The 22,143-nt window shown below is 67.2% G+C and carries 19 protein-coding genes; 13 read left to right on the top strand and 6 right to left on the bottom strand.

What is annotated here, in order from left to right; translation table 11 throughout:
- Window positions 1-63 precede the first annotated feature (63 nt).
- Window positions 64-1,629: a glucose 1-dehydrogenase gene (locus ACW17Z_RS16400; protein ID WP_492056788.1), complete on the top strand. Its 1,566-nt coding sequence runs from the start codon at window positions 64-66 to the stop codon at window positions 1,627-1,629.
- 27 nt (window positions 1,630-1,656) lie between these two features.
- On the top strand, window positions 1,657-2,187 hold the full coding sequence (locus ACW17Z_RS16395; protein ID WP_492056787.1) for a nuclear transport factor 2 family protein: 531 nt from the start codon (window positions 1,657-1,659) through the stop codon (window positions 2,185-2,187).
- 42 nt (window positions 2,188-2,229) lie between these two features.
- Here ACW17Z_RS16395 and ACW17Z_RS16390 read toward each other — a convergent pair whose 3' ends face one another.
- The gene (locus tag ACW17Z_RS16390; protein WP_492056786.1) at window positions 2,230-3,870 is read right to left on the bottom strand and encodes a flavin-containing monooxygenase; all 1,641 of its coding nucleotides are present in this window, start codon (window positions 3,868-3,870) and stop codon (window positions 2,230-2,232) included.
- Between the two features lie 183 nt (window positions 3,871-4,053).
- On the opposite strand from ACW17Z_RS16390, the gene ACW17Z_RS16385 reads away from it, so the two are divergent.
- The 6 genes from ACW17Z_RS16385 (at window position 4,054) to ACW17Z_RS16360 (ending at window position 11,051) form a co-directional block, all read left to right on the top strand.
- Window positions 4,054-5,412, top strand: a complete 1,359-nt coding sequence (locus tag ACW17Z_RS16385) for a spinster family MFS transporter (protein ID WP_492056785.1) — start codon at window positions 4,054-4,056, stop codon at window positions 5,410-5,412.
- 280 nt (window positions 5,413-5,692) lie between these two features.
- Window positions 5,693-6,370 carry a nitroreductase gene (locus ACW17Z_RS16380; protein ID WP_492056784.1) on the top strand — a complete coding sequence of 226 codons (678 nt, stop codon included), beginning with the start codon at window positions 5,693-5,695 and terminating at the stop codon, window positions 6,368-6,370.
- A 5-nt stretch (window positions 6,371-6,375) separates the two neighbouring features.
- Window positions 6,376-7,794, top strand: coding sequence for an MFS transporter (locus ACW17Z_RS16375; RefSeq protein WP_492056783.1), 1,419 nt, complete (start codon window positions 6,376-6,378; stop codon window positions 7,792-7,794).
- Window positions 7,795-8,086: 292 nt separating this feature from the next.
- The gene (locus ACW17Z_RS16370; RefSeq protein WP_492056782.1) at window positions 8,087-8,917 is read left to right on the top strand and encodes a DUF547 domain-containing protein; all 831 of its coding nucleotides are present in this window, start codon (window positions 8,087-8,089) and stop codon (window positions 8,915-8,917) included.
- A complete protein-coding gene (locus ACW17Z_RS16365; RefSeq protein WP_492056781.1) occupies window positions 8,917-9,633 on the top strand; it encodes a TVP38/TMEM64 family protein in 717 nt (238 codons plus the stop codon). The genes ACW17Z_RS16370 and ACW17Z_RS16365 overlap by 1 nt, the downstream gene beginning before the upstream one ends.
- Window positions 9,630-11,051, top strand: a complete 1,422-nt coding sequence (locus ACW17Z_RS16360; protein ID WP_492056780.1) for a dihydrolipoyl dehydrogenase family protein — start codon at window positions 9,630-9,632, stop codon at window positions 11,049-11,051. Before ACW17Z_RS16365 ends, ACW17Z_RS16360 begins: the two co-directional genes overlap by 4 nt.
- Window positions 11,052-11,079: 28 nt before the next feature.
- On the opposite strand, the gene ACW17Z_RS16355 is transcribed toward ACW17Z_RS16360, so the two are convergent.
- Together ACW17Z_RS16355 and ACW17Z_RS16350 are read right to left on the bottom strand one after the other, a co-directional pair.
- Window positions 11,080-12,201 (bottom strand): NAD(P)/FAD-dependent oxidoreductase, encoded by a 1,122-nt coding sequence (locus ACW17Z_RS16355; protein ID WP_492056779.1) that lies wholly within the window; start codon window positions 12,199-12,201, stop codon window positions 11,080-11,082.
- Window positions 12,202-12,253: 52 nt separating this feature from the next.
- On the bottom strand, window positions 12,254-13,069 hold the full coding sequence (locus ACW17Z_RS16350; RefSeq protein ID WP_492056778.1) for a DUF1499 domain-containing protein: 816 nt from the start codon (window positions 13,067-13,069) through the stop codon (window positions 12,254-12,256).
- Between the two features lie 163 nt (window positions 13,070-13,232).
- On the opposite strand from ACW17Z_RS16350, the gene ACW17Z_RS16345 reads away from it, so the two are divergent.
- From ACW17Z_RS16345 to ACW17Z_RS16335, 3 genes are read left to right on the top strand one after another with little or no spacing between them, the layout of a single operon-like run.
- Window positions 13,233-14,201, top strand: coding sequence for a radical SAM protein (locus ACW17Z_RS16345; RefSeq protein WP_492056777.1), 969 nt, complete (start codon window positions 13,233-13,235; stop codon window positions 14,199-14,201).
- 32 nt (window positions 14,202-14,233) lie between these two features.
- Window positions 14,234-14,890 (top strand): TIGR04283 family arsenosugar biosynthesis glycosyltransferase, encoded by a 657-nt coding sequence (locus tag ACW17Z_RS16340; protein WP_492056776.1) that lies wholly within the window; start codon window positions 14,234-14,236, stop codon window positions 14,888-14,890.
- On the top strand, window positions 14,880-15,482 hold the full coding sequence (locus ACW17Z_RS16335; protein ID WP_492056775.1) for a TIGR04282 family arsenosugar biosynthesis glycosyltransferase: 603 nt from the start codon (window positions 14,880-14,882) through the stop codon (window positions 15,480-15,482). Before ACW17Z_RS16340 ends, ACW17Z_RS16335 begins: the two co-directional genes overlap by 11 nt.
- On the opposite strand, the gene mtnP is transcribed toward ACW17Z_RS16335, so the two are convergent.
- Window positions 15,460-16,341, bottom strand: coding sequence for an S-methyl-5'-thioadenosine phosphorylase (gene mtnP / locus ACW17Z_RS16330; RefSeq protein WP_492056774.1), 882 nt, complete (start codon window positions 16,339-16,341; stop codon window positions 15,460-15,462). The genes ACW17Z_RS16335 and mtnP overlap by 23 nt on opposite strands.
- Before the next feature lie 320 nt (window positions 16,342-16,661).
- Here mtnP and kynU point away from each other — a divergent pair, with 320 nt between their 5' ends.
- Window positions 16,662-17,906, top strand: a complete 1,245-nt coding sequence (gene kynU / locus ACW17Z_RS16325) for a kynureninase (RefSeq protein ID WP_492056773.1) — start codon at window positions 16,662-16,664, stop codon at window positions 17,904-17,906.
- 108 nt (window positions 17,907-18,014) lie between these two features.
- Here the strand turns inward: kynU and ACW17Z_RS16320 are convergent, their stop codons facing one another.
- Window positions 18,015-19,754 (bottom strand): PAS domain S-box protein, encoded by a 1,740-nt coding sequence (locus ACW17Z_RS16320; RefSeq protein ID WP_492056772.1) that lies wholly within the window; start codon window positions 19,752-19,754, stop codon window positions 18,015-18,017.
- Between the two features lie 164 nt (window positions 19,755-19,918).
- Here ACW17Z_RS16320 and ACW17Z_RS16315 point away from each other — a divergent pair, with 164 nt between their 5' ends.
- The gene (locus ACW17Z_RS16315) at window positions 19,919-21,145 is read left to right on the top strand and encodes a PQQ-dependent sugar dehydrogenase (protein WP_492056771.1); all 1,227 of its coding nucleotides are present in this window, start codon (window positions 19,919-19,921) and stop codon (window positions 21,143-21,145) included.
- 82 nt (window positions 21,146-21,227) lie between these two features.
- On the opposite strand, the gene ACW17Z_RS16310 is transcribed toward ACW17Z_RS16315, so the two are convergent.
- Entirely contained in the window at window positions 21,228-22,052 is an 825-nt protein-coding gene (locus tag ACW17Z_RS16310) for a MetQ/NlpA family ABC transporter substrate-binding protein (RefSeq protein WP_419320603.1), read from the bottom strand.
- Window positions 22,053-22,143 lie beyond the last annotated feature (91 nt).

The raw sequence follows: 22,143 nt of genomic DNA, 5'->3' as shown, positions 1-22,143 counted from the left end.
CGGAGGGCGCTGTTAGGGTCCGTCAGATCCGCAGCGGCGCCCCCGCATCACACAGAGCACAGCATGACCTCCAAGACGCCGTCGCGAGTGGTCCTGGTCACCGGCGGGGCCGACGGGATCGGCTGGGCGGCGTGCCGGCGCTTTGCTCAGGCCGGCGACCGGGTGTTGATCGCCGACCGCAACATCGAACGCGCCCTGGAGCGCGCCGCAAGCCTGGGCGCCGACCACCACGCCATCGCGATGGACGTCTCCTCGGAAGCCCAGATTCGCGAGGGCTTCCAGCGCGTGGCCCGCGAATTCGGGCGGCTCGACGTTCTGGTCAACAACGCCGGCGTGACCGACCCCCAGCCTACCGCGACCCTGGACCAAACGGCCGAAGAGGTCGCATGGCTGCAATCGATCAATGTCACGGGCGCCTTTCTGGCCGCGCGGGAGGCGGGACGCCTCATGACCGCCCAAGGCCATGGCGCGATCATCAACCTGGCCTCCGGCGCGGGACTTGTCGCCCTGACCAAGCGCACCAGCTACAGCGCCAGCAAGGCGGCCGTGATCTCGCTGACCCGCACCCTGGCCTGCGAATGGGCGGCTCAGGGTGTCCGCGTCAACGCCGTGCTGCCCGGCTACACCCGAACCCAGATGGTGCAGGACCAGATCGACGCCGGCCTTCTGAACCCATCCACGGTGCTCGCCCGCATTCCTCTGGGGCGCATGGGCGAGCCCGAGGAGATGGCCGAGGGTGTGTTCTTTCTAGCCAGCGAGGCGGCCAGCTACATCGTGGGCGCGACACTGGTCGTGGACGGCGCCTACACCGTCTATGGCGGCGCCGGCCCGGCTTCGACAGCGCCCGCGCCCAGCGTTCCGGCGCCGTCCCCCCGCGTCAGCGCGATCACCGGCGGCGGACGTGGGATCGGCCGCTGCGTCGTGGACCTGTTTCACGCCGCGGGGGATCGGCTGCTGGTGATCGAGCGCGACCCGCAGAGCGCCAAGGCGCTGGCCGAAGTGCTGGGCGAGGGCCATCTCGTCGTCCAGGCCGACATCACCGACATCCCTGCGGTCGAGGCGGCCTTCGCCAGGGCCACGGCCCGCTGGGGACGCCTGGACGTTCTGGTCAACAACGCCGGCGCCGCCGACGTGTTCAAGCCCACCCTGGATCAGACCGTCGAGGACTTCACCAGCGTCTACGACGTCAATTTCAGCGGACCGCTGGCGACGGCCAAGGCGGCCGCGCGCGCAATGGGTCAGGGGGGCGTCATCGTCAATCTCGGCTCGATCGCGGGCCTGGGCGCCCTGCCCCGGCGCAACGCCTACTGCGCGGCCAAGGCGGCCGTGACGATGATGACCCGCAGCCTGGCGTGCGAATGGGCCTCCGCCGGCATCCGTGTGAACACGGTCGCACCCGGCTATATCGAGACCCCCGCCGTTCTGGCCCTCAAGTCCGCAGGGCGAGCGCAGTTCGACTCTATCAAGCGCCGCGCGCCCATCGGGCGCCTCGGAGACCCCATGGAGGTCGCCCGAACCATCGCGTTCCTGACCTCGCCCGCCGCCAGCTACGTCACGGGCGCCACTCTGAGTGTCGATGGCGGCTGGACCGCCTTCGGCGACGCCGGCGACGCCAGCGACATCCTGTAACCCCAGTTCATTTCACGAGACCTCCAGATGGCAGACCAACCCAATCTCCAGCAACTCTGGGACAGCGAGCAGATCCGCCAGTGCCTGTACCGCTATTGCCGGGGCATCGATCGCATGGACGAGGCGGCCCTGCGCTCAGTGGCTTGGCCGGAAGGCCCTGACCAGCACGGCGCGTTCAAAGGCACGGCGTCGGAGTTCGTCGACTGGGCGCTGACGGTCCTGCCTCACATCGAGCGTGCAGTGCATCAGGTGCACAACGTCATGATCACCTTCGAAGATGGGTCGGCCGCCGCGGTAGAGTCCGTGTTCACAGCCCTGCACCGGCAACCTGATGACGACGGGTCGCTGGTCGTCCTGCACATGTGCGGCCGCTACCTCGACCGGTTCGAAAAGCGCGACGGCGACTGGCGCATCGCCGCGCGTCAGGTCGTCTTTGACTGGATCGAGAAGTCTGCACCGACACCTGGCGCACATCCTGACCGGTTCGCGGCCCGCACGCCCGTGGGCGGCCGTTTCCCCAACGACCCCCTCTACGCGTTCCTGGGTCGAAACGGCTAGCGGGTGGCGGGCGCGGCCCTAGCCGCGCCCGCCTTCCTCGCCCTAACCCGGGCTGCGCGCCGTGAAGTGGCACCCTTCGTAGCCCGCCGCCGCGACCCCGGCGCAGACCTCGGCATAACGGTTTAGGCCGCCGGCGAAGACGAAGAAGCCGCGCGGCTTCCCCTCGATATTCGTCCCCGTGTACCAAGTGTCCGCCCTCACATAGAGGGTGCGATCCGCGATCTCGCAGACGGTCTGGCCCCAACGCGTTTGCGCGTCGGCCGTGGCCTCGACGGTCGCCAGGCCCTGGCGGCGCATGTGCAGGATGCAGTCCACCACCCAGTCGACGTTCATCTCATCCAGACGGATGTAGTTGGCCAAAATTGATGGGCCGCTCGGGCCGCCGATGATGAACAGGTTCGGGAAGCCGTGCATCAGAAGCGCCAGGTAGGATTTTGGCCCATCGCGCCAGGCTTCGCTGAGCTTCAGCCCATCGCGGCCCGTGATGTCGATGGCCAGCATCGGGCCGGTCAGGGCGTCGTAACCGGTGGCCATGATGATCACGTCCAGCGCGATCTCGCGCCCGGCCGTCCGCAGACCCGCCGGGGTGAATTCAACGATCGGCTCCTCGAAGCAGTCGACCAGAGAGACGTGCGGCGCGTTGAACGTCTCGTAATACTGGGTGTCGAGACAGGGCCTGCGCGCATAGATCGGATAGCCGCGCGGCTTGAGCTTCTCGGCCGTCACCGGGTCCTTGACCGTCTGGCCGATCTTGTCGCGCACGAAGTCTGCGACGATCTCGTTGGCTGCGGCGTTGGTCAGAAGGTCAGAGAACAGGCCCAGAAACTGCAACGCGCCCTTGGCCCAGGCCTCCTCCATGAGTTCATTGCGCTCCTCGACGGTCACGCTGAACAGCGGGCGGGTTGAGAGCGGCCGGACACCCCCGGTGAAGGTGGTGCGGGCCACAGCCCGCAGGCCCGCCATGTTCGCCTTCAACTGTGCGGCGTAGACCTCCGAAATGGCCGTGTTGCGCATGGGAAGCGTGAAGCTCGGCGTGCGCTGGAAGACCGTCAGCGACTGACAGGTCTCGGCGACCACGGGCGCGATCTGGATGCCGGAGGATCCGGTGCCCACCAGGCCAACCCGCTTGCCCCGGAAATCGACCTCGTGATGAGGCCATTTGCCCGAGCGATAGAGCTCGCCTTCAAATCGGTCGGAGCCTGGAATATCGACGGGCTTGGGCAGGGACAGCGGGCCGGTGGCCATCACCAGGTAATCGGATTCGAAACGGTCGCCATGCTGGGTGGTCAGGGTCCAGACGCGCCGCTCATCGTCGAAGGTGATGGCTTCCACCCGCGTATCGAAGAGATAGGCAGGTCTGAGGTCCAGGTGATCGGCGACGAAATTGGCGTAGGCCAGGATCTCGGAACCGGCCGCGAAGGTTTCGCTCCAGGTCCAGGCCTGCTCGATCGCCTCGGAAAAGGCGTAGCTATAGTCGATGCTTGTGACGTCGCAGCGGGCGCCAGGGTAGCGGTTCCAATACCAGGTTCCGCCGACATCGCCGCCCGCCTCCAGGCCAATCACCGACAGGCCTTCGCTCCGCAGCCGATGAACCGCGTACAGTCCGCCGAAGCCGGCGCCCACGACAATGGCGTCGGTGCGGCGCGCCTGCGCTCGGCGTGAATCAGCGATCGTAGTGGTCATTGCGGGGCGGCCCTACCAGCGAGGCGGCTACTGGTCGGCGTGGCGCATTCCGTTCTCAAGCCCGGCGCTCGTACAAAGGAACAAGATCACATAGGCGATATTGAGCGCCTTCAGCGGCAGCGAGGGCCCCACGGTCTGAGCCCACCCCATAGCGTAGGGATCTGACAAGCAACGAGCAGGTCCATGGCTGAAGAGACATCTATCGGATCCCCGACCGAGCAACCGGCGTGGTCCTCAGGCTATCGGCGCTATGCCTTGGTGCTGTTGATGCTGATCTACGCGCTCAACATGCTCGATCGGCAGATCGTCACGATCCTGGCCGAACCGATGAAGGCTGAACTGCACCTCGCCGACTGGCAGATCGGCGCGGTCAGCGGCCTGGCCTTCGCTCTCTTCTACTCGGCGGTAGGCCTGCCGATGGCGCGCCTCGCCGACCGCGGGGACCGCGTTCGGCTGATCGCGATCTCGTTGGCCGTCTGGAGCGCATTTACCGCAGTCTGCGGCTTGGCTCGCTCTTTCCCGCAACTCATTCTGGCGCGGATCGGGGTCGGCATCGGCGAGGCTGGCTGTACACCGGCGGCCCATTCGCTGATTTCCGAGTTCACACCGCGCGCCAAACTGGCCTCGGCCCTGGCTTTCTATTCACTGGGAATTCCCCTCGGCTCGCTTTTGGGCCTGGCGGTGGGCGGACTCATCGTCGACAGCCTTGGCTGGCGCGCGGCCTTCATGGCCGCCGGATTGCCCGGGTTGGGCGTGGCGGTCCTCGCCATTGTCACCCTGCGCGAGCCGCGTCGCCTACGCCCCGCGCTCGCCATGCAGACCAAAGGTCTCCAGTCCTTCAGGGCGGCATTCGCCGAGCTGAAGGGCAAGCCCGCATTCTGGCTTATCGCCTTTGCCGCCGCGCTGACGTCATTTTCCTACTACGGTCAGTCTACGTTCTTCGGATCCCTTTTCCTTCGCAATCACAGTGAGGCGCTTACCCTGCTGGGGGCAAAGCTTGGGTTGGGTCCCGCAGGCATGGTCGGTTTAGCCCTCGGACTCATCATCGGACTCGGCGGCGGCGCGGGTACGTTGATCGGTGGCCGGCTGGCCGACCGGGCCGCCCGCAGCGGCATCGCCGGCTATGCTCGACAGCCGATGTTTGTCCTATTGGCCTCCACGCCGTTCCTGGGCCTGATGCCTTTCGCGCCAAACCTTGCGCTGGCCCTGGCCGCCCTGATGGTCGGCGTCTTCCTGCACGCGATGGCCTATGGACCGACCTTCGCCTCGGTTCAGGTTCTGGCAAGCCCCAACGTCCGCGCGACCGCCTCGGCGATACTGTTTTTCCTGACAAGCTTGATTGGTCTGGGTCTTGGGCCCCTAGCCGTCGGATCGGCCAGCGATCTCCTCAGCCAGAGATTTGGGCCGGTCCAAAGTCTGAACATCGCCTGCGCAGGCGCTTCGGTCGCCATGTTGGCGTCAGTCATCTGTTTTGGCCTGGCGGCGAAACGCATGGCGGCCAAACCGGCGGTCGCGACCGAGGCCGCAATGGGGATGGCTTGACCGCGCGTTGCCTCCAGCGAGACCCTGATGACTGCATCAAGCTGGGCCGCGACGGCGCGCCTCGATCTGCGCGGAGACGACAGGAGCCTTGATGGATTGAAGATTGGCGCAAGGTCCCCCATGGCGCGATCGGCGACAAGGACCTCGGCATGGACATCCGCCCTGCGGGGCCAAGCTGGCCATGCCCCCTGATGAAACGCGACATGGGTTGCCGCGTCGCTGCCACAGCCGCATAAATCCATATGGCTCCAAGCTGGGCGCGTTGGTTCAGGATTCCCCTATGCAGTTTGACGACGTTATCCTGGGTCGCCGAAGCATCCGCGGTTACAAGCCCGACCCCGTTCCCCGAGCCCTGATTGAGGAGATCATCGGCCTGGCGATGCGTGCGCCATCGTCGATGAACACCCAGCCGTGGAATTTCTACATCATCACGGGCCAGCCGCTGGAGCGGATCCGCGCCGGCAACACTGAGCGAACCCTGGCCGGTGTGCCGCAGTCCCGGGAGTTTCGGACAGGCCAGACCTTCGCCGGCCAGCACCGCGACAGACAGGTTGGGGTCGCCAAGCAGCTGTTCTCGGCGATGGGGATCGAGCGCGATGACAAGGATGCCCGACAGGACTGGGTCTTGCGCGGCTTTCGCCAGTTCGACGCGCCGGTCTGCGTGATCGTCACCTATGACCGCGTCCTCGACGGCAGCGACGACACGCCGTTCGACTGCGGCGCGGTCGCCACCGCCCTGGTCAATGCCGCCTGGTCTCGCGGCCTTGGCGCGGTGATCAATAGCCAGGGCATCATGCAGTCACCGGTGGTTCGCGAGCATGCCGGCATTGCCGACGATCAGGTGATCATGAAAAGCATCGCCCTGGGCTGGCCGGATGAAAGCTTCCCGGCCAATGCCGTGGTGTCCGAGCGCAAGTCGGTGGCGGAAGCGGCGGTGTTTGTCGGCTTTGGCGACTAGCGGCGGTGGCGGAGGGACTTCAGACGCCGGCTCGCCGGGCTGATGGCGCAAACAGCGGCCAAAGGCCCCTAGGAACTTGGCGCTTGGCGGCCTTTGCCCTGCCCTGCGTTCCGGTGGCGGCGATGCTCATGCCCGTCGTCGTCTATCTTCCCAACTACTACGCCACAGATCTGGGCGTCAGTCTGAGTGCTATCGGACTAGCCTTCGGCATCGTTCGACTTTTCGATTTGTGGCTGGATCCGACCCTCGGGTTCCTGATCGACAGGACGAACACGCGCTTTGGCCGGTTCAAGCCCTGGCTGGTAGGCGGCCTGCCCATTGCCGTCCTCGCGGTCTGGATGCTGTTCATGGCGCGCCCGGGCATCGACGGAAACTACATCCTGTTCTGGCTGGTCCTGGGGTTTCTGGGCCAGTCCATGGCGACGATGGCGCACGTCACCTGGGCGGCCCGACTGGCTCCGGAATATGGGCAGCGCGCGCGCGTCTTCAGTTGGTGGCAGGGCTTCACCGTCGCGGGCATGCTCATTGTGCTCGCCATGCCGCCGCTGATGAAAATCGGTTTCGGGCTCGATTACGGGCAGGGCGTGCGGGCCATGGGCTGGTTCGTTGTGTTGAGCCTGCCCGTGGCCATCCTTCTGGCACTGCTTTCAATTCACGAGCCGGAGTCGCCGCCGAACACCCATTCTGCAACCTGGCGCCACTATCTGGATTTGATGCGCCGGCCATCGATCATGCGTTTGCTGGCCTCGGATATTCTTCTCGGCACGGGCCCGGTCATCGCCGGAACCCTGTTCTTCTTCTATTTTGACGCCATCCGCGGCTGGGACCGTTCCGAAGCCGGCCTGCTGCTGCTGCTCTATTTTATCGGCGCACTGCTTGGCGCGCCGCTTTGGGGGCGGCTGGGACAGGCCATGGGCAAGCATCGCGCCTTGGCCATCGCCGCAGTCGCCTATGCCGTCGCACAATTGGCGGTGTTGATCGCGCCGGAGGGCCTGGCTTGGGGGATCGTGACCATGATCCTTGCCGGCCTGCCCTACAGCGCGGGGCCAATATTGCTGCGCGCCATGATGGCCGACCTGAGTGACGAAGAGCGCCTCAGGAGCGGCGTGGATCGCAGCGGTCTGATGTTTGGTTTGCTGAGCGGGGCCGTAAAGATCGGCTCTGCGGTCGCGGTTTTTGCTTCCGTCAGCGCGCTGGAGTTTTTTGGGTTCAAGGCTGACCTGGGGGCCGAGAATGCGGCTCTGGCATTACTGGTTCTCTCGGTCAGCTTCGCCGTCGTGCCCGCCCTTTTGGCGCTTGCTGGCGCTGCCCTGATAGCCGGCCACACCATGGACAAGGCTGCGCATGATGAGATCCGCAAGGCGCTTGAGGCGCGCGATGCTGCGCAGACCTCACGCGCATCGGCGTTTGGATCGCCGCTCTGAAGGCGCGCGCTCCTGAGGCGATCGGGGAGCTGCCAGCCCAAACTTTAGTCGCCCGGGAAGACGGTCCGAGCCTCGCGCCTGGCCTGCAAAATCGACCAATCCGTTCCGCTGGTTTGACAGCTCGCCCGTCGCCCGACTGACTGGGCCCCAAAGCCCTGACATGACGGGAGCCCCTCCCCGTCTTCCTGGCCGAGCGCTGACCTGAACGTCCGCGAGCCAGCCCGGAGCGGCAACGTCGCCTTGCGATCACACACCACCCGACACTAAGGTCTGCAATTGCGAGGTTCCGAGAATGGCCGACCTGAAGAGACGCGGCTTGATCATCGCCGGAGCCGGACTCGCGACGGGTCTGGTCGCCCGTTCCGCAGCAGCCCGGAATCTGGCGGTCTTCGCAAACGGGCAAGCCGGGCGCGCCACGGTGGACCACGCCGCCTTTGACACCCTGCTGGCGCGTTGGGCCCATGATTCAAGCGACGGGGTGGTGCGGGTCAACTATGCCGGCTGGCGTCGCTCCAACCCTGACCGCGACGGGTTGGGCCGCTATATCGATCACCTGTCGACCCAGGATCCCCAAGCCCTGAGCCGGCCAGAACAGTTCGCCTTCTGGGCCAATCTCTACAACGCCCTGACGCTTCGCGAGGTCATCGACGCCTGGCCGGTCAAGTCGATCCGCGACATCCGCTCATCCCTGCTGGTCGCCGGCCCCTGGAAGAAGACCCTCGCCCGGGTTCACGGCGTCGATCTTTCGCTGGACGGGATCGAGCACGGCATACTGCGCAAGGGATGGTCGGATCCGCGCGTCCATTATGCGGTCAACTGCGCCTCGTTCAGTTGCCCTAATCTGCCACGGAAAGCCTGGCGGGGTGCGGGACTGGGTCCGGCGCTGGACGCCGCCGCGCGCGCCTATGTCAATCATCCCCGCGGCGTGGCCTTCAAGGGCGCGGCGCTCACGGTGTCCTCTATCTACAAATGGTATTCGAGCGATTTCGGCGGCTCTGACCGACGCGTCATCGACCACCTCGCCGGCTATGCGCCAGCGCCCCTCAAGGCCCGCCTTCTCCAGGTCGACCGGATCGCCGGCGACACCTATAACTGGTCGATCAATGCCATGGAAAACCGCTGATGAGCCTGCTGAGACGCTTTCTTCCCTTGTTGCTTCTCGCGGTGTTGGTGGTCGCCGTGTTTGCCAGCGGCGTGACCCGCTACCTCAATTTCGAGGCGCTTCGGACCCATGAGGCGGCCTTGCGGGCCTTTGTCGGCGAACACCTGATCCTGGCCCTGCTCAGCTTCATGGCCGTCTATGCCGTGGCCACGGCGATCAGCCTCCCCGGGGGCCTGGTCCTGACCCTCACGGGCGGCTATCTGTTTGGCCCCTGGGTCGGTGGCGGCGCGACCGTGGTCGGCGCCACGATCGGGGCTATTCTGGTGTTCTATGCGGTCCGCACCTCGCTGGGCGAGGTGTTGCGCCGGCGCGCCGAGGCCTCAGGAGGGACGCTCAAGGCGGTCATCGATGGCGTTCAGGCCGGGGCCTTTGGCTATATCCTGACCCTCAGGCTGGTGCCGCTGGCCCCCTTCTGGTTGGTCAATATCGCCGCCGCCCTGGCCCATGCGCCGCTGCGGGCCTATGCCCTGGCCACCTTCCTGGGCATCATGCCCGCCACCTTCATCTATAGCGGCATCGGCGCCGGGATCGGCGATCTGATCGCCCGCGGCGAAACGCCGAACGCCGGCGCGATCTTCGAGCCCCGCGTCCTCCTGCCCCTGATCGGGCTGGGCCTGCTGTCGCTGGGCACCACCCTCTATCAACGCCGCCGCGCCAGAACCGGAAACGCCCTGTGACATCCAAAACCCTCAAGGTCGACATGGCCGTCATCGGAGCGGGCTCGGGCGGCCTGTCCGTGGCTGCTGGGGCCGCTCAACTGGGCCTCAAGGTGGTGCTGTTCGAAAAGGGGGAAATGGGCGGCGACTGCCTCAACTATGGCTGCGTTCCCTCAAAGGCGCTGATCGCAGCCGCCGAAGCCGCCCATCAGGCTCACGCCGCCTCGGCGCTCGGCGTCCGGGTCGGCGAGTTGTCGATCGACTTCTCCAAGGTCATGGCCCATGTCCACGCCGCCATCGCGGCCATCGCGCCCAATGACAGTCAGGCGCGCTTCGAAGGGCTGGGCGTGCAGGTGGTGCGCGAGGCCGCCCGCTTTGTCGACGATCGCACCGTCGCCAGCGATAGTGTGCGCGTCAGGGCGCGAAAGATCATCGTGGCCACCGGCTCCCATGCCGCCGTACCGCCAATTCCCGGCCTCGACGCCGTCCCCTACCTGACCAATGAAACCCTGTTTGGCCTGACGACCCTGCCCGAACGCCTTATCGTGCTGGGCGGCGGCCCGATCGGCGTCGAGCTCGGCCAGGCTTTCCGCCGACTGGGCTCAGAGGTGGTGATCATCGAGGCCGATGCCCTTCTGGGGCGCGAAGACCCGGCGGCGGCGGCCGTGGTTCTGGCCCAACTCCGCGCAGACGGCGTCGAGGTCATGACCGGCTGCAGGGCCACGCGGATCACGTCCGGTCCCGTGGTGGAGGTGGAGGCCAATGGCCAGACCCGCACGGTCACGGGCTCGCACCTTTTGATCGCGGTCGGGCGCCGCCCGGCCCTGAGTGGACTGGACCTCGACAAGGCAGGCATCGAGACTGACCGCAACGGCATCATCACCGACAAGTCCCTGCGCAGCAGCAACCGGCGGGTCTATGCGGTCGGCGACGCCGCCGGTCGCGGTCAGTTCACGCATCTGGCCGGCGCGCACGCCTCGCTGGTGGTGCGCCGGACTGTCTTCGCCCTGCCGGTCAATGCCGACGCCCTGCACACGCCCCGGATCACCTATTGCGATCCGCAACTGGCCGCCATCGGGCTGGGCGAATCCGAGGCCCGTGCGATCCATGGCGATGACCTGCGCGTCGAGCACTTTGACTTTGCTGAAAATGACCGGGCTATCGCCGAGGGCGACACGCGTGGCTTCGGCAAGCTGATCACGACGAAAAAGGGCAAGATCCTCGGCGTCACCCTCGTGGGCCGTCAGGCCGGCGACCATATCCATCTCTGGTCCCTGGTGATGTCGGCGGGGCTCAAGCTGAGCCAGATCACCAGCATGATCGCGCCCTATCCCACCCGGGGCGAGATCGGCAAACGTCTGGCCGGCCAATGGTACACCCCGGCGCTGTTCTCTGACCGCACACGCAGGCTGGTGGCGATCCTGAAGCATTTCGCCTGATGGATGGGCGGCGACCGCGCGGCTGTGGCTAGGGTCTTGAAGCCGGCGGCGCCCGCATGCGCCGGATAAAGCCGAGGTCGAGATAACGCTTCAACCACAGCGAGGCCCGGCCCAGAAGCCAGAGCCGGCCGCGCACCGCTAGGCCCCGACCATCGCCCAGATCCATGATCGACAGCCAGCGTGTCTGCGGGTGGTAGGGCCGGGTGGGCCGGTCATCACCCTGGGCCGCCAGGTTGTTGAGCAGGACTGGCGCAGCGCGAACCCCGAAAACGCCAGCCGCCGGCCGCGTGTAGCCCTCGATCACGGCGCAGTCCCCGACGGCGAAGATGGCGGGGTCGCCGATGGCCTGCAGGGTCGGCATGACCCGCAGCCGCCCCTGTCCGTCCAGCGGCAGTCCGAGTTCGCCGATCAGCGGCGGGGCTGAGAGCCCGGCCGCCAGAACCAGGATGTCACAAGGCTGGAGCGCCCCATCGGCCAGGCGACAGCTGTCGACGGTTCGATCCACCACAAGGCCGGACCGCAAAACGACCCCCCGCTCAGCCAGGGCCGCCGACAGCCGGGACCAGGCGGCGGGCGGAAGGCCGACCCCATGGCGGGGCGCGATCACCGTGACCAGGGGGCGACCGTCACCCCGCTCGACCAGGCCGCAGAGGCTGGCGGCGATTTCCAGCGCGCTATGGCCGCCCCCCGCGACCACGATCCGCGGCGCCGCAGCGCCCGGCGCCGCCTGCGCCTCGATCCGGGCGCGCAAGGTCAACAGCCGCGACAGAGGCTTGACCGGCCAGACCCCGGGGCCGCCGACCAGGCCGTGAGGATCAGCGGCCACGCTGCCGATATTCAGCGACAACCGGTCATAGGTTTCGGTCTGGCCATCAGCCAAGGTCAGGATGCGTGCAGCACGATCGACCGCCACGACGGACTGGGCCAGATGGCGGACGCCGAACGCCGCCGCCAGGGCCGCCACATCGATCTGGGCCTCATCCAGCGCCAGCGCGCCGGAGAGCACGCCGCTGGCCAGCCCCGAATAGTGAAACAGCTCGGGCGCGATCAGCGTCACCGTCAGCCCTGCGGCCCGCAGCCGGGCGGCTTGCCGCACGACGTGCAGATGGGCGTGGCCCGCCCCGACCAGGGTGACCGACCGCGCCGTCACGCGAGCCGCGCCGCAAGAACGCGGAAGGAGACGCCCTGTCGTGGCGCCCGCCTCAGGTTTTCAGTCCTGCCGAAACCCGCGCCAGATAGGTTTCAATACGTTTGGCGTTGGCGCCCAGATCGCTCAATCCGACGCGCGAGATGGATCGCACATCAATCCTGGAGCCCTGCCCCCCGGCGCCCGAACGCACCCGCACGACGACATCATCCTTGAAACCGAACCAGAAGGTCCCCGCCGTCGCCTCGATCACGCCGGCCTGCGGGTCCTGGGTTACCACGGCCCAGCCCATGCCCCGGGCAGCCTTGAGCGCTGCCGAGAAGGTTGTCGTCGGCGCCTGGTCGAACGCGGCCGTCCGCAGGCCCGGATAGGCCGCATGGCCGACCTGCCCCAGGCTCTTGCTGCCATATTTGGCGAACCGAGGATCGCGGTACGGGTCTGAGGAGACCAGGGGCGCGCGCAGGTCGGCAACGGGATTGGCCTCCGCCGCCGTCCGGAGGGACAGAAGGCTAGGGCTCGGAGCCGGCGGATCGGCAATGTCGGTGGCGACGTCGTGTATCGGCGGGATGTTTGCCGCCTGGGCCCGCACCCAGCCCAGATAGCCCAGGCCGGTCGCGGGGATGATCAGGGCGACGAGCGCCGCCGCCCAAGCGGCCCGGGGACGGCGGATCAAGACCAGGATCAGGGCGACGAGGGCGATCACGGCCGTGGCCAGCAGCAGACGCGGTCCCCACTGTATGATCAGCACACCAAGCCCCAGACGCCAGGACCAAAGGCCAAACTTCACCCCAAGGGCGGAGACCAGGAACCAGACGGGGATCAGCAGGGACAAGGCCAAGGCTAGGCCTGCGAATTTCGCTCTCGTCAGCATGATGGTTCTCCTGTGTCTCACAACCGTTCCACGAACCTCGCCGGGACGCCAGAGTCCGATTTCCAGGCGGTCGGTTGAAACCTTTGTACCGCCTAAGCCGAATCTGGTGGGTATCCCCGCTCGGCGCTGGGACGAACGGCCGGAAACTGACACAAAGGACGCCATGACGTCGACCGCCTCGCCCTTCGCAACCCATCGCGCCGCCGCCGGGCCCGGCCGCTTCGTGGATCCTCTCGTCACGGCGGATGGATCGCCGCGCGCCCGAGTCGCCCAGACCGCGCTGGAAACCCTGTGGTTCAACACCGGGTCTCTGTGCAACATCGCCTGCGTCAATTGCTATATCGAGAGTTCACCGACCAACGACGCCCTGGCCTATCTGACCCTGGAAGACGTCGGCCGCTATCTGGTCGAGATTGCCGAGACCGGCCTGCCGACCCGCGAGATCGGCTTTACCGGCGGCGAGCCATTCATGAACCCAGACATCCTGGCCATGCTCGACGCCGCCCTCGGCGCGGGCCATCAGGTTCTGGTCCTGACCAACGCCATGCGCCCGATGCTGCGTTGGGGCGAGCGCCTGAGCGATCTGGCCAGGCCGCATCGCGACCGCCTGACCTTCCGGGTCAGCCTCGACCATCACACGCAAGCGGTCCACGACGCCGAGCGCGGGACGGGATCCTGGGACAAGGCCTGGGAGGGTCTGGACTGGCTGGGCGACCAAGGTCTTCGCGTCGCGATCGCCGGTCGTCGACTGGCCGATGAGAGCGAGCCCGCCGCGCGGCAGGCCTATGGCGACCTGTTTCGCACGCGCGGCCTGGCCGTCGACGCCGAGGACCGATCGACCCTGGTGCTGTTTCCCGAAATGGAAGCGGACCGCGCCGTGCCGGAGATCACCGAGGCCTGCTGGCAAATTCTCGACCGGGCGCCCGACCAGATGATGTGCGCCACCAGCCGCATGGTCGTGCGCCGCAAGGACGCGGCCGAGGCTGCCGTCGTCGCCTGCACCCTGACGCCGTATGATCCCCAGTTCGAACTGGGCCAGACCCTGGCGCAGGCCTCCGGCGCCGTTCAGCTCAACCACCCTTTCTGCGCTCAGTTTTGCGTCCTGGGCGGCGCCAGTTGCAGCGCGCCATGATGTCACCCGGCCCTGGGCTGGAGGACCTCTCAGTGATCCTGCCCGTGCTCAATGCCGGCGAACGCCTGGCCCGGACCCTGGTCGATCTGCCTGCGGTGCGCGAGGTGATCGTTGTGGATGGCGGCTCCGTCGATGACACCGTCGCCCGCGCAGCCGCCCATGGCGCGCGGGTGCTTCACTCGGTCCCGGGGCGCGGCCATCAGCTCGCCCTCGGCGCCGAGGCCGCCAGCGGTGCATGGCTGCTGTTCCTGCATGCCGACACCCGGCTTGACGGGCCCGCCTGGGCGGCTCTGGCGAACCATATCGCCGACCCTAAAAGACGGGGATGGGCGGGGGCCTTCAGGTTCAAGCTCGACGACTCAGCCTGGCAGGCGCGGCTGCTGGAATGGGGCGTAGGCTTCAGGGTCGCGCTCCTGGCCCTGCCCTATGGCGACCAGGGCCTTCTGATCCATCGCGACCTCTATGCCGAGATCGGGGGATTTGCCGCCCTGCCCCTGATGGAGGATGTCGACCTGGCCCGCCGCCTTGGTCGCCACCGTCTTCGCCGGCTGGACGGTTCCGCCCTGACCTCGGCCGAGCGCTGGCGTCGCCGTGGCTGGATCCGCCAGAGCGCCCTGAACCTACGCTGCCTGGCGCTCTATTTCCTGGGCGTCGCCCCGGCCCGGATCGCGTCGCTCTATGGGCGCTGATCCAACCCAGCAGCATCTGGTGCTGTTTACCCGGCAGCCGCGCTACGGCGTGGGCAAGCGCCGGCTCGCCGCAGATGTCGGCGACCTGGAGGCTGTACGGTTCGCTCGCGCGGCTCTGGCGCGCCTGCGTCGCACCCTGGGCCGCGACCCGCGATGGACCCTGTGGATGGCCGTTTCGCCGGACCGGCCGACGGACTGGGCCGCGCCGGCGCGCGTGATCGCCCAGGGGCCAGGCCATCTGGGTGAGAAGCTGGAACGGGTCGTCCGCGCCCTGCCGCGCGGACCGGTGGTCATCCTCGGCGCCGACACCCCGACCGTGACACGTCAGGACGTGGCCAAGGCCTTCGCTGCGCTCGGCGCCCACGACGCCGTGTTCGGCCCGGCCCGCGATGGCGGCTATTGGCTGATCGGTCTTCGCCGTCGGCCACGGATGCATCTGCCGTTTGAGGGCGTCCGCTGGTCGACCCAACAGGCCCTGGCCGACACCTTGGCCAACATGGGGACCCGCCCGGTCGCCCTGCTAAGGCTGCAGGAGGACGTCGATGACGGGGCGTCGCTTCGGCGCTATCTCAGCCAATCGCGCTGGGGCTGAACCGTCTCGGGCAGATCCCCGCCAGCTTGCCTGCCAGCACCGGATCCCATGACGCCGGATCGGTAACGACGGCATAGTTCAGGCCTGTGTCGATCGGTGAGGCCGGCCGGTCCTGCGGCAGGCCGCGCGCCAGTTCGGTCAGCATCCGGCGCGCCGCCTCGGCATTGGCCTTCATGGTGGCCAGGATCCCGGCGACCTCGACATGGGCCGTATTGGCCCGCCAGCAGTCATAGTCGGTGACCATGCAAACGCTGGCATAGGGCAACTCCGCCTCACGGGCCAGGCGGGCCTCGGGCATCGCCGTCATGCCGACGACTGAACATCCCCAGGCGCGATAGAGCTCACTTTCAGCGCGGGTCGAGAACTGCGGGCCTTCGATGGCGACATAGACGCCGCCCTCGACCGTCACGGCGCCCGCCGCGCGCGCTGCGTTCGCGGCTGCGGACGACAGGCTCGGACAGACCGGATCGGCCATCGAGACGTGGGCGACGAGCCCCGGACCGAAGAAGGAGGCGGGCCGCGCGACGGTCCGGTCGATGAACTGATCGACCACGACGAAGGTCCCTGGCGGCAGCTCTTCCCGCAGCGAGCCGACCGCCGAAACCGAGACAAGGTCGGTACAGCCCGCCCGCTTCAGAACATCGATATTGGCGCGGGCATTGATCGCGCTCGGCGGAATGCGATGGCCCTGGCCGTGGCGCGGCAGGAAGACCAGGCGAACCCCTTCAAGGGTTCCGGTGACCAGATCGTCGGATGGCGCGCCCCACGGCGACTCCAGGCGGAGGGTCTGCCGATCCGACAACCCGTCCAGGTCGTACAGGCCAGAACCGCCCATGACGCCGATCACCCAGTCCTTCATGCCGTTCCTCTCCGAGCCCACGCGCCACTGATACGTCATCCGGGCGCGATGGGACAGGCTGGCCTTGCAAGCCTAAGGGGCTGCGACGACATCGAAGCGGTCGTTGACCGGTTCGAGAGCTCGGGTTTCGCGCCGCGCCACGACGTCAACATTGCCCAGGGGCTGGGCATGAACCCCGACAAGGACAACGCCGAATACAAGATGACCGGTCCCGAAGGCGTGATGATCGACGTCTCGGAACGCGGCTGGGCCGGCGCCGACACCGACAAGGGCAAGCCTCCGGCATGACGGCCTCCAGCTTTGCGCCTATAGCGGGGGCCATGTCAGACTCTCTCTCCCGCGCCGCCGCCGAGGCGATGGACGCCGCCGATCCGCTGGCCGCCTTCGTCGCCGAGTTCGCCCTGCCCGAGGGCGTGGTCTATCTGAACGGCAACTCGCTGGGCCCCGCGCCCAGGGCCGCTCTGGCGCGCGTCGCACAGTCAGCGCAGGAGGAATGGGCCGAAGGCCTGATCACCAGCTGGAACAAGGCCGGGTGGTTCGCCCTGCCCTATCGCCTCGGCGATCGTCTGGCCGACCTGATCGGCGCGGGTCCGGGCGAGGTCGTGCTGACAGACGGGACCAGTCTGAACCTCTTTCGCGTCGTCTCCGCCGCTCTGGCCCTGCGCCCGGATCGGCGCGTGATCGTCATGGAAGGCAGCAACTTCCCGACCAATAACTACATGGTTCAGGGGCTGATCGAGTCCTTGTGCAAGGGTCACCAGATCCGCTTCGCCGAGAAGGACGCCATCGACGACGCCATCGACGACGATGTCGCCGCCGTGGTCCTGACCCAGGCCCACTACAAGACCGCCCACGTCCTCGACATGGCCGGGATCACAGCCAAGGCCCACGCCCACGGCGCGCTGGCGATCTGGGACCTGTGTCACAGCGCCGGCGCCATGCCGGTCGACCTGAACGGCTGCGACGCCGACTTCGCCGTCGGCTGCACCTACAAGTACCTGAACGGCGGGCCTGGCAGCCCGGCCTTCCTGTTCGTCGCCAGCCGCCACCAGGGCGCGGCGGCACAGCCCCTGACCGGCTGGTGGGGCCACGGCGCGCCGTTCGCCTTTGACCGCGACTATCGTCCCGCCGAGGGCATCGGCAAGATGCTGACCGGCACCCAGCCGATCCTCAGCATGGTCGCCACCGAAGCCGGGATCGATATGGCCGAGCGAGCCGGGACCACGGCCATTCGCGCCAAGTCGCTGGCTCTGGGCAAACTGTTCCAGGACTTGATGGCGGCGCGCCTGCCCGACGCCGGCTTCGTGCTCTGTAGCCCGGCCGATCCCGCCGAACGCGGCGGCCACATCGCCTATGACCATCCGTCGGGCTATCCGATCATGAAGGCCCTGATCGCGGGCGGCGTGATCGGCGACTTCCGCGCGCCGGCCACCATGCGTTTCGGCTTCGCGCCGCTGCACCTGCGGTTCGTCGATATCTGGGACGCGGTCGACCGGCTGGCCGAGATCATCGACAAGCAGATCTGGCGCGAGCCGGCCTACGCGGCCATCGACGCCGTCACCTGAAGACGAGGCGGCGCCTGGCGTCCTCGTTCGCTCGGGCCAATGTGGTGTGACAGTTCACGAGCCCGGCATTGGCGCGCCTCACAGCGGCGGCTTGCCAGCGCCGTGAGCTTAGTCCGCCAGCACGATCGGCACCACCGCTTCAACCCCGTCGGGGGCGAAAAGCAAGGTGGGGCGGCCGCCAAGGTCGGCCGCCAAGCCGCCGTCCAGCAGGCGCGAGCCAAAGCCCTTGCGGATCGGCGGCGAAACCGGCGGACCGCCATGCTCCTTCCAGCGCAGCTTGACGTTTCGCCCGTCTTCGCTGGGCTCCCAGACGATGTCGACGCGGCCCTCACAGGTCGAGAGCGCGCCATACTTGACCGCATTGGTGCTCAGCTCGTGCAGGGCCAGGGCGAGCGCCAGGGCGGCTGATGGCCCCAGGCGGCCGGCTGGCCCGCTGACGTGAATGCGCGCGGCGTCCGGGCCGACAAAGGGCTGGATCGCGCCGAGGACGATATCGTGCACCGCCGCCCCCTCCCAGCTTTCGCGGGTAAGGATATCGTGGGCCACAGACATCGCCATGATCCGATCCAGCAGCAACTCGCGCGCCGCGCCGGTGGTCTGGCCCTCGCGCAGGGTCTGGCGGGCGATCGATTGCACCGAGGCCAGCGTGTTCTTGACCCGGTGATTGAGCTCGTTGATCAGCAACCGCTGGCGGGTCTCGGCGGCGCGCAAGTCGGTCAGATCGATGGCCAAGCCGACATAGCCAAGAAAGCCGCCCGTGGGGTCAAAGCGCGGCTTGGCGCTGACAAACATCCAGCGACATTCGCCGTCGATCCGCTGGAAACGCGCCTCGAACGTATAGGATGACAGGGTCTCGCGGGCGGCCATGCGGGCCCTGGCCACCTGGATCAGGTCGTCAGCATGGATCAGCTGGATCCAGACATCGCCCAGCAGGCTGCCGGCCTCTACGCCCGCGATCTCGACAAAGGCCTGGTTGACGAACTCGATGCCGCCATCGATGCCGGTGATCCAGATCGGCGCGGGCGCGGAATCGGCCATGCCTCGAAAGCGCGCCTCACTGTCGCGCAGGCGGTCCTCGGCGGATTTGCGCTCGGTGACATCAACCAGCACACCCAGCAGGGTATGGCGCAATCCGGTCGAGCCCAGCTTGATCTCGGCGCGCAGTTGATACCAGCACCAGGCGCCATCCAGCCGGCGATAACGGAACTCGACCTCGAGGAAACGCTCGCCGCGTTTCCAGGCCGCCTGGGCCGCTCGCGCGATGCAGCCCACGTCTTCAGGCTCGAATCCGCCACGCAGCGCTTCGAGGCTGGGCTGTGCATCCTCGGGAAAGCCCAGCAGGCGATAGAGTTCAGGTGAACCACTCACGCACTCGGTGGCGACATCATAGTCCCACACCGCCATGCGGCCGGCGTCCAGCGCCAGTTGCAGGCGATCGCTGGCCCGGCGCTCGGCCTCCTCCAGCCGCTTGCGCTCGGTGACGTCCTGCAGCGAGCCGATATAGCGCACCGCCCGCTCGACACCCTCGACCTGAGCGAAGATCGCTTCACCATGGGCGACCACATTGCGCACGGCTCCGTCGGGCCGAACGATGCGATACTCGTAGACCACCTGTGTGCGGAGCGCCGGATCCAGGGCCTTGGCCGCCATGTCAGCCGCGTGACCGCTGTCCTCACAGTGGGTTAGGGCCCGGACGTCTTCGATGCTGATCGCCTGGTCCAGATCGAAACCGCTGATGACGCGCGCCACCGGCGAATAGACGATCTGATCCGTCAGCAGGTCCCAGTCCCATATGCCGATGCCGGCGGCGCGGGTGGCGATTTCCAGCCTGATTTCACTGTCGTTCATGCGGCTCTGGTGGCTTTCCGACGTCGCGGCGCTCGACAGAATCGATGATGACCGAAGCGATGCAAGGCGTCACCCCGCGCCCTGCACAAACCTTGCTCACCCAAGCCTGCGGTCGGTCGAGGATTGAGATTGCCGAGCCCGACGGCTCGTTTAAGGTTCGCCCCATGCAAACGCACCTTCTCCCCCTCCTCGCCCTGGTCATGTGCGCCTGTGGCCCCGCCCCCGACGCCCCAGCGGCTCAGGATGGTTCGAGCCCGCCGGTCGAGACCCGGGCCGCCAATGCGCCCGACCAGAAGCCCGCCTTCGCCGGCCAGACCCGCGCGCCCAGCCAGGCGCTGGGCGTGACCTATAGCGTCGAGACCGTGGTCGGCGGCCTGAACCACCCCTGGGGTCTGGCCTTCCTGCCGGACGGGACCAGGCTGGTCACCGAACGCGCCGGACGACTGCGCCTGGTGGGCGCCGATGGCCAGCTGTCGACACCTGTGGCCGGCCTGCCTGCGGTCGACGCCAACGGCCAGGGCGGCCTGCTGGACGTGGCGGTCGATCCGAACTTCGCCAGCAACGGCCTAATCTACTGGACCTACGCCCAGGCCGGCGAAGGCGGCAACGGCACGGCGGCGGCGCGCGGCAAGCTGATCAGCGGCCCCTCCCCGCGCGTCGAAGGCGTGCAGGTGATCTGGAGCCAGACGCCCAAGCTGAACTCCAGCCTGCACTTCGGCGGCCGCCTGGTCTTCGCCAGGGACGGCACGCTGTTTATCACCACCGGCGATCGCTCCATCCAGGAAGGCCGCATGCAGGCCCAGCGCCTGGACGGAACCCTGGGCAAGGTGATCCGCATCAAGTCCGACGGCTCGATCCCCTCGGACAATCCCTATGTCGGCAAGGCCGGCGCAAAGTCGGAGATCTGGTCCTCGGGCCACCGCAATCTTCAGGCCGCCGCGCTGGATCCCCAAGGCCGGCTCTGGACCGTGGAGCATGGCGCCAAGGGCGGCGACGAGCTGAATAAACCGGAGTCGGGCAAGGACTATGGCTGGCCGACCGCCACCTATGGCGAGGAGTATTCCGGCAGACCAATCGGCGACGGGATCACCGCCAAGGCTGGCACGGAACAGCCGGTCTATTACTGGGATCCGGTCATCGCCCCTTCGGGCATGGCCTTCTACCAGGCCGATCTGTTCCCCGCCTGGAAGGGCAGCGTGCTGGTCGGCGCGCTGCGGGGGCAACACGTCGCGCGCCTGACGCTGAAGGATAACAGGGTGGTCGGCGAAGAGCGGCTGTTCGAGGAGCTCGACCAGCGGATCCGCGATGTTCGCGTCGGTCCCGACGGCGCGCTCTACCTGCTGACAGACGCGGACGACGGCAAGCTGCTGCGGGTCGTCCCCAAGCCCTAGGGTCTGGGGCACGATCGCTGACGAGACGGCGGTGACGCGGGGCTTTCCCTGTGAACCCGCCTGCTCGCCCCACTCTCCAGCCCTAGAAGGCCGGCACCACCGCGCCTTGGTACTTCTGAGCCATGAATGCAGCCACTTCAGGCGTCGTCAGGGCGGCGGCCAGTTTCTGGACGCGAGGGTCGTCCTTGTTGTCGGGCCGGCCGACCAGATAGTTCACATAGGGGCTCTTGCTGTCCTCGATCAGCAGGGCGTCCTTGGACGGGTTCAGCTTGGCGTCGAGGGCGTAGTTGGTGTTGATGATCGCCAGGTCCACCTGGTTCAACACGCGCGGCAGGGTCGCGCCTTCCAGTTCCTTGAACTTCAGCCCCTTGGGATTGGCGGCGATGTCCTTGAGGCTCGACAGCGGATTGGCCGGGTCCTTCAGGGTGATGACGTTGTTGCGCGACAGCAGCAGCAGGGCGCGGCCCTCGGTGCTGGCGTCATTGGGAATGGCCACGGTGGCGCCCTGCGGCAACTCGGCGATCGACTTGTACCTGGCCGAATAGGCGCCGATCGGCTCGATATGCACGCCCTTGATCGCGATCAGGTTCGTGCCCTTGTCCCTGTTGAAGGTCTCCAGATACGGCAGCGTCTGGAAATAGCTGACGTCGATGCGCTTCTCGGCGACCTGGGTGTTGGGCTGGACGTAGTCGTTGAAGACCTTGATCTCGATCTTCAGGCCCTGCTCGGCCAGCTTGGGCTTGATGAACTCCAGCACCTCGGCGTGCGGGATAGCCGTGGCGGCGACGGTCAGGGTGTCGGAGGTGCTTGAGGAAGCGGCGGGCTTCTGGCCGCAGGCGGCGAGAGCCCCAAGGCTCAGCACGGTAGCGGCGAGGCTGAGGGCGACAAAAGCACGACGGGCGACCATGAACGGCTCCACAAGACGATAAATCGAGTTGGGTTTTGCCCCGTTTCGATAGCCTTATGAAATCAGATTTCCTGATCAGGGTGGGAGAGTC

The organism is Caulobacter sp. GSs2 (assembly GCF_058680895.1).
Note: the sequence above shows the minus strand (reverse complement) of the source record. Positions and strands in the feature narration are given on the sequence as shown.

Bases quoted from the DNA above. Each gene is read 5' to 3' on its own strand.
- ACW17Z_RS16400 (WP_492056788.1), top strand. From the start codon at position 64: ATGACCTCCAAGACGCCGTCGCGAGTGGTCCTGGTCACCGGCGGGGCC.
- ACW17Z_RS16395 (WP_492056787.1), top strand. From the start codon at position 1,657: ATGGCAGACCAACCCAATCTCCAGCAACTCTGGGACAGCGAGCAGATC.
- ACW17Z_RS16390 (WP_492056786.1), bottom strand. From the start codon at position 3,870: ATGACCACTACGATCGCTGATTCACGCCGAGCGCAGGCGCGCCGCACC.
- ACW17Z_RS16385 (WP_492056785.1), top strand. From the start codon at position 4,054: ATGGCTGAAGAGACATCTATCGGATCCCCGACCGAGCAACCGGCGTGG.
- ACW17Z_RS16380 (WP_492056784.1), top strand. From the start codon at position 5,693: ATGCAGTTTGACGACGTTATCCTGGGTCGCCGAAGCATCCGCGGTTAC.
- ACW17Z_RS16370 (WP_492056782.1), top strand. From the start codon at position 8,087: ATGGCCGACCTGAAGAGACGCGGCTTGATCATCGCCGGAGCCGGACTC.
- ACW17Z_RS16365 (WP_492056781.1), top strand. From the start codon at position 8,917: ATGAGCCTGCTGAGACGCTTTCTTCCCTTGTTGCTTCTCGCGGTGTTG.
- ACW17Z_RS16350 (WP_492056778.1), bottom strand. From the start codon at position 13,069: ATGCTGACGAGAGCGAAATTCGCAGGCCTAGCCTTGGCCTTGTCCCTG.
- ACW17Z_RS16345 (WP_492056777.1), top strand. From the start codon at position 13,233: ATGACGTCGACCGCCTCGCCCTTCGCAACCCATCGCGCCGCCGCCGGG.
- ACW17Z_RS16335 (WP_492056775.1), top strand. From the start codon at position 14,880: ATGGGCGCTGATCCAACCCAGCAGCATCTGGTGCTGTTTACCCGGCAG.
- mtnP (WP_492056774.1), bottom strand. From the start codon at position 16,341: ATGAAGGACTGGGTGATCGGCGTCATGGGCGGTTCTGGCCTGTACGAC.
- kynU (WP_492056773.1), top strand. From the start codon at position 16,662: ATGTCAGACTCTCTCTCCCGCGCCGCCGCCGAGGCGATGGACGCCGCC.
- ACW17Z_RS16320 (WP_492056772.1), bottom strand. From the start codon at position 19,754: ATGAACGACAGTGAAATCAGGCTGGAAATCGCCACCCGCGCCGCCGGC.
- ACW17Z_RS16315 (WP_492056771.1), top strand. From the start codon at position 19,919: ATGCAAACGCACCTTCTCCCCCTCCTCGCCCTGGTCATGTGCGCCTGT.
- ACW17Z_RS16310 (WP_419320603.1), bottom strand. From the start codon at position 22,052: ATGGTCGCCCGTCGTGCTTTTGTCGCCCTCAGCCTCGCCGCTACCGTG.